A 6,406-nucleotide genomic window follows, 5' to 3' on the forward strand; every position below is an offset into this window, starting at 1 on the left:
AGCCTGCTGATTGTCACGGCCCTGATGCTGGCGGCATGCGGCGGGGGCGGCGAAACGCCTGTAGCCCCCGAGCAGCCGGCCGAACCTGCGGCAACCGAAGTGCCGGCCGCACCGGCACCCGCCGAAGAGGTGGGCGGCTTTCAGATTCCCGAGATTGAAGACGGCAAGTTCAATGTGGGCATGGTGCTGATCGGGCCGCACAATGACGGCGGCTGGTCGCAGGCTCACTACGAGGGCCTCGAGTACGTGGCCGAGAACGTCGACAACGTGAACGTCGCCTACATCGAGAACGTGCCGGAGGGCACGGAGTCCGAGCAAGTCTTTCGCAGCCTTGCCCGCAAGGGATTCGACTTGGTCTTCGGCACCTCGTTCGGTTTCATGGACCCAATGGAAATCGTAGCGGGTGAATTTCCGGATACGATGTTCGTCCACCTGACCGGCATCAAATCGAACGGCGAGAACTTCGGCAACCTGATGGGCGCCATGGAAGACATGAAGTACCTGGCCGGGATGCTAGCTGGCGCACGCGCAAAGGCCGATGGCAACCCGAAACTCGGCTACATGGCCACCTTCCCGATCCCCGAAGAAATCCGCCTTGGCAACGCCATTGCGTTGGGTATGAAGAAGACCTGCCCCGAATGCACGATGGATGTGCGCTGGCTCAACACCTGGCACGACCCGATCGTTGAGAAGGACGCCGCTGCCTCGCTCTTTGACGCCGGTGCCCAGGTGGTCTTCACTGGCGCTGACACCCCGGCTGTGGCCGACGTCGCCCAGGAGAAGGGCAAGTGGGGGGTCACTTACGACTGGTCCGGCTCGTGCAAGGTGGATGCCTGCCTCACTGCGCCGTACTGGGTCTGGGGTCCGATCTATGCTGGCATCGCTGAGAAGGTCATCGCTGGAACCTATGTTCCCGGTTGGGAGTACTTCGATGCCGATACGGGTGCCCTTGGTCTCTATGGCTTCATGGAAGGGGAGACCCCGCAACCCGGTGTGACCGATCTCGACCCTGAAGTGATCGCGATGGTCGAAGACACGCTGGCCAAGATGCTGGCTGGTGAATTCGACCGCTTCGATGTGTTCACCGGGCCGATCAACGACAACAAGGGAAATGTAGTCTTGCCTGAAGGCCAAAGCCTGGAGCAGGTTGATCTCGATGCCTTCCCGGAGTTCGGGTTGCCGTGTAGCATCGACGTCTGCATGAAGTGGTGGGCTGAGGGCATCACCGCGGAACTGCCCGAATAGTCGTTTCACCCTATAATGGAGCCGGAACTCCACAGAGGGGTTCCGGCTCCATTTGTGCATGAGGCGTTTGGGGTTTTCGGGAGAGACCGGAGTTTGCGCATCACGGGAATGATCTGGTGACACAGACAACATCCGCCAAACCCGATGCAGCGCTTGCCGTGGAAATGCGCGGGATTGTCAAACGATTTCCCGGCGTCCTGGCCAACGATGGGGTGGACTTCACCCTGCGCCGGGGAGAGATTCACGCCTTGCTGGGCGAGAATGGCGCCGGCAAGAGCACCCTGGTCAATATCCTGACCGGGATGTACCAGCCGGACTCCGGCTCGCTCTCGATCGAGGGCCGACCGGTGACGTTCCGTTCCCCGGGCGATTCCATCAGCCACGGCATCGGCATGGTCCATCAGCACTTCATGCTGGTCCCCACCCAGACTGTGGCCGAGAACATCTTGCTCGGGCTGGACAAGCCGCGCTTCGTGATGCGCATGGCCAACTACGAGCGCGAGATCGAGGCTCTGGGAGAGAAGTACGGTCTGCGGGTCGACCCTGGCGCCAAGATCTGGCAGATTTCAGTCGGTGAGCAGCAAAGGGTCGAGATCCTGAAGATCCTGTACCGCGGGGCGCGGGTGTTGATCATGGATGAACCGACGGCGGTGCTGGCGCCCCAGGAGATCGACGAGCTGTTCCGCACGCTGCGTTCGATGGTGGCGGAGGGCAAATCGGTTGTATTCATCAGTCATAAGCTGAACGAGGTTTCGCGCATCGCGGACCGCGTCACCGTCCTGCGCAAGGGCCGGGTGACGGCCGCCGGCATCTCGCCGGTGCAGACCGATGCCAGCGAACTCGCCCGGCTTATGGTCGGGCGCGAAGTCATCTTCCACCTCGAGCGCAAGCCGCGCCCGCCCGGGGAGGTCGTGCTCTCGGTGGAAGGCGTGCACGGGCTGAACGATCGCGGCCTGCCAGCCCTGCGCGGGGTTTCGCTGAGCGTGCGCGCCGGGGAGATCGTCGGCCTGGCCGGCGTGGCGGGCAATGGGCAATCTGAGCTGGCGGAGGTCATCACCGGGCTTCGACCGCCGACGCAGGGCAGGGTCCTGGTCAAGGGCGAAGTGATCGTCGATGCGGCCAACCGGGGCGTCTCGCGCGGCCAGGCCATTCAGCGCCTCATACGGGCCGGCGTCTCCCACATCCCCGAGGACCGGACGCATGTCGGGACGGCTCCCAACCTGTCGGTCACGGACAACCTGATCATGAAGGGCTACCGCAGCCCGCCCATCGGGCGCGGCGCCGCGGTCGACGGCGCGGCCGCCCGACACCAGGCCGAGAAGCTGCGCCAGGACTTCGAGATCGCTGCCCCGTCGGTGGACACCCCGGTTCGTTTGTTGTCTGGAGGCAATCTGCAGCGCCTGATCCTGGCCCGGGAGATCTCCAGCCGGCCTAAGCTGATGATCGCCATGCAGCCCACGCGCGGGCTGGATGTCGGCGCCATCGAGGGCGTGCAGCGCTTGCTGCTCGAGCAGCGCGAGGCGGGCGCGGCCGTCCTTCTGGTCTCGGAGGAGCTGGATGAGTTGATGAGCCTGAGCGACCGGATCTACGTCATCTTCGCCGGTGAGCTGATGGGCGAAGTCGTCCAGACCGATATCGCCACGCTGGGCTTGATGATGACCGGGCACCGATTGGGGTCGGTCGCCGGGATGACGGGAGGTCCAGCATGAGCGCCGCCTCTCGTCCCGGGCGCAGGTGGTCGTTTCCGATCGCGATTCGCGTCGAGCCGCGCATGGAGCAGCCGCGCGGCTTCGGCACCGCAGTCTCGTTAGGGGCCGTGCTCGTCGCCCTGCTGCTTGGGGCAGTGGTACTCGAGATCGTCGGCGGGAATTCCCTGCGCGCCTACAGCTACATGCTCAAGGCCTCCTTTGGCAGTCTCGGCGTGATCTCCGACACCTTGGTTAAGGCGACTCCCTTGATCCTGGTGGGCCTGGCCTGCACCGTCGCCTTTCGCATGCGCCTGTGGAACATCGGCGCCGAGGGTCAGTTTTTCATGGGCGCCTTTGGAGCCAGCGCCGTCGTCCTGGCGCCGCTTGTCCCGCCGGAAACCCCGGCCTGGCTGACGATCCTGGCGATGATGGTCGCCGGCTTCGCTGCCGGCGCGCTGTGGGGCTTCATCCCGGGGATTCTCAAGGCGCGGCTGAACGTCAACGAAATCATCACGACACTCATGCTGAACTACATCGCTATCGCCTGGGTCAACTTCTTCATCTTCGCCGTCTGGACCGAAGGTGGGTTCCAGATGACCCGAGTGTTCCCGAAAACCGCTTGGCTGCCACGCCTGGCGGACTTTGCCCGACAGGTGCCGCAACTGCGCGGCATCACCTTGCATCTGGGGCTGCTCTTCGGGGTGGTGGCGGCCGTGATCATCTGGTGGGTGCTTGACCGGAGCAAGTGGGGCTACGAGATCCGGCTGACCGGCGACAACCCGCGGGCCGCCCGCTACGCCGGCATCCGCATCGCCCTCAACACCGTGCTGGTGATGATGCTCTCGGGCGGGCTGGCCGGACTGGCCGGCATGTCGGAGATCTCCGGAGTGGTCCACCGTCTGCAGGGCGCGATCTCGCCCGGGTACGGCTTCACCGGCATCATCATTGCCTGGCTGGCCAAGCTCAACCCGCTGGCGGTGGTTCCGGTCTCCATTCTGTTCGGCGGGCTGATCCTCGCCGGGCGCGAGATCCAGCCTTCCGGGGTGCCGAAGATGATCCAGGGGATCGTGCTGGTGTGTTTGATCGCTAGCGATTTTCTCGTGCGCAACCGGGTACTGGTCGTGCGCAGGACTCCGGAGGCGTAGCCATGGACCCGGTCATCATCCTTCAAGCCGGCGTCGCCTCGGGAACGGTCCTGCTCTTCGCAACCATCGGCGAGATCTTCGCCGAGCGCTCAGGCGTGCTGAACCTGGGCGTCGAGGGCATGATGCTGATTGGCGCCATGACCGCGATTTCCATCGCCCTGGTCAGCGGCAACCCCTGGCTGGGAGTTCTGCTGGCCATGCTGGCCAGCGGCCTGATCAGCCAGATCCATGCCGTCATCGCCATCGACTTCCGGGCGGACCAGGTGCTGAGCGGCCTGGCGCTCAACTTCGCCGCCATCGGCCTGGCCCTGGTGTTCGGTGAGAGCTTGAGTAAGGCCGGCGCCCTTCCGCTCCTGCCGCGCTTCTCCATCCCACTCCTGAGCGGGATCCCGCTGCTGGGTCCGATCTTCTTCAGCAATCAAAGCGTTCTGGTCTACGTCGGCTTCCTGCTCACCCCCGCCGCCGGGTACTACATCTACCGGACGCGCCCGGGGATGCATCTGCGGGCCATCGGCGAGTTCCCGGCTGCGGCGGACGCCCTGGGGATCAACGTCAGCCTGCTGCGCCACTTCTACGTGTTCGTCGGCGGGGCGCTGGCCGGATTGGCCGGCGCCACGATTAGCCTGGCCGTCTCTCCCGGCTGGTTTAGCGAAATGACCACTTCGGGTCAGGGGTGGATTGCCATCGGCCTGGTGATTTTCGCCCAATGGGATCCGCTGCGGGCCGCGTTCGGGGCCTACGTCTTTGGTGCGCTTCGCCGAATGATCTTGGACATCCAGGGGCCGACCCTGCTGCTGGGACTGGCCAATCCCTTCTTCTACAACCCATACTGGGGTTTCTTCCTGCAGATGGTTCCGTATGCCTTCACCATCCTGTTCCTGGTGATCGGCTCGCGTGAGGCGATGCGCAAGCGTGTCGGCGCACCGGCGGCGCTGGGTCAGCCGTACGTGCGAGGCGAGCGGGGTCTGTAGGCATGGGCACCTTCGTCGGCTACCGCTGTTCGCTCTGCCGGGAAGAGTATGGTCCTTCGCAGGTCACTTATATCTGCCCGCGCGATCGGGGCAACCTCGACGTCGTCCTCGACCTCTCCGCCATCCGCCGGGCCATGAGTCCGGCGGACATCAGCTGCTCGCGGGAGGAGTCCATCTGGCGCTATCTGCCTCTGCTTCCGGTGGGGGACCCGGGGCACGTGGGCAGCGCCCTGCGGGCGGCGGGGTGGACGCCGCTGTTGCGGCCTGAGCGGCTGGCAGCCGGCCTTGGGCTGAAGCACCTGTGGGTCAAGGACGATGGACGCAACCCGACGGCATCCTTCAAAGACCGCGCCAGCGCCGTGGCTGTGGCCCGCGCCCAGGCCGTGGGTGCCGAGACGATCGTCACGGCCTCGACGGGCAACGCGGGCGCCGCCCTGGCCGGGATGGCGGCCGCCGCCGGCCTGCCTGCCGTCATCCTGGCCCCGCGCACAGCGCCCCCGGCCAAGGTCGCCCAGCTGCTGATCTTCGGGGCACGCGTCTTCCTGGTCGATGGTACCTACGACCAGGCGTTCGACCTCACACTAGAGGCGGCCGAGGCGTTTGGCTGGTACTGCCGCAACACGGGCTACAATCCGTTCACGGCCGAGGGCAAGAAGACCGCGGCTTTCGAGATCTGCGAACAGCTGACGCGGTCGCTCGGACTGCAGGGAGGCAACCTGTGGACGGCGCCCGGCGCCGTGCTGGTCTCCGTCGGCGATGGCAACATCATCAGCGGCCTGCACAAGGGCTTCCGTGACTTGCTGGATCTCGGCTGGATCAAGGCCATGCCCAGGCTGATCGGCGTGCAAGCGGCCGGCTCGGCGGCGATCGCTCAGGCCTTCCAACGCGGCAGCGAGGAGATCATCCCAGTCAGGGCGGAGACCCTTGCCGACAGCATTTGCGTTGATCTGCCGCGCGACGGCGTGCGGGCAGTGCGGGCAGCCCGCGAAACCGGCGGAACGTATCTCACTGTCGACGACGCCGAGATCCTGGCAGCTATTCGCACCCTGGGGAAAGCCGCCATCTTCGCCGAGCCAGCTGCGGCCGCCGCCTACGCCGGCCTGGAAGTCGCAGTCCGCCGGGGCCTGGTGGCCGCCGAAGAGACCGTGGTTCTCCTGAACACGGGCAATGGGCTGAAGGATGTTCGGGCAGCGATGCAGGCCGCCGGGGAGGCGGTCGTTATCGAGCCGACGCTGGCCGCACTTGTGTCCGCACAGTCAACAGGCAAAGTGTGAGGGACTGAGGCCGTCATGGTCCGAGAGAAGAACCCCGTATTCTCGATCATCGCCCCGATCTACAATGAGCTCGCCAACCTTCC

Annotated in this window: 5 protein-coding genes; all 5 read left to right on the forward strand. The window is 65.2% G+C overall.

The window, feature by feature from the left end; translation table 11 throughout:
- The first annotated feature begins 24 nt into the window (after nucleotides 1-24).
- The 5 genes from MUO23_13625 (at nucleotide 25) to thrC (ending at nucleotide 6,323) form a co-directional block, all read left to right on the forward strand.
- The gene (locus MUO23_13625; GenBank protein MCJ7513989.1) at nucleotides 25-1,245 is read left to right on the forward strand and encodes a BMP family ABC transporter substrate-binding protein; all 1,221 of its coding nucleotides are present in this window, start codon (nucleotides 25-27) and stop codon (nucleotides 1,243-1,245) included.
- 116 nt (nucleotides 1,246-1,361) lie between these two features.
- Entirely contained in the window at nucleotides 1,362-2,954 is a 1,593-nt protein-coding gene (locus MUO23_13630) for an ABC transporter ATP-binding protein (GenBank protein ID MCJ7513990.1), read from the forward strand.
- Nucleotides 2,951-4,078, forward strand: coding sequence for an ABC transporter permease (locus tag MUO23_13635; protein ID MCJ7513991.1), 1,128 nt, complete (start codon nucleotides 2,951-2,953; stop codon nucleotides 4,076-4,078). Before MUO23_13630 ends, MUO23_13635 begins: the two co-directional genes overlap by 4 nt.
- Before the next feature lie 2 nt (nucleotides 4,079-4,080).
- A complete protein-coding gene (locus tag MUO23_13640; protein MCJ7513992.1) occupies nucleotides 4,081-5,049 on the forward strand; it encodes an ABC transporter permease in 969 nt (322 codons plus the stop codon).
- A 2-nt stretch (nucleotides 5,050-5,051) separates the two neighbouring features.
- Complete coding sequence (gene thrC / locus MUO23_13645; protein ID MCJ7513993.1) at nucleotides 5,052-6,323, forward strand: threonine synthase; 1,272 nt, start codon at nucleotides 5,052-5,054, stop codon at nucleotides 6,321-6,323.
- The last annotated feature ends 83 nt before the right edge of the window (nucleotides 6,324-6,406 follow it).

This window comes from Anaerolineales bacterium, from assembly GCA_022866145.1.
Classification (GTDB): domain Bacteria; phylum Chloroflexota; class Anaerolineae; order Anaerolineales; family E44-bin32; genus PFL42.

Coding starts and splice junctions, on each gene's coding strand:
- thrC (MCJ7513993.1), top strand. CDS start 5,052: ATGGGCACCTTCGTCGGCTACCGCTGTTCGCTCTGCCGGGAAGAGTAT.
- MUO23_13625 (MCJ7513989.1), top strand. CDS start 25: ATGCTGGCGGCATGCGGCGGGGGCGGCGAAACGCCTGTAGCCCCCGAG.
- MUO23_13635 (MCJ7513991.1), top strand. CDS start 2,951: ATGAGCGCCGCCTCTCGTCCCGGGCGCAGGTGGTCGTTTCCGATCGCG.
- MUO23_13640 (MCJ7513992.1), top strand. CDS start 4,081: ATGGACCCGGTCATCATCCTTCAAGCCGGCGTCGCCTCGGGAACGGTC.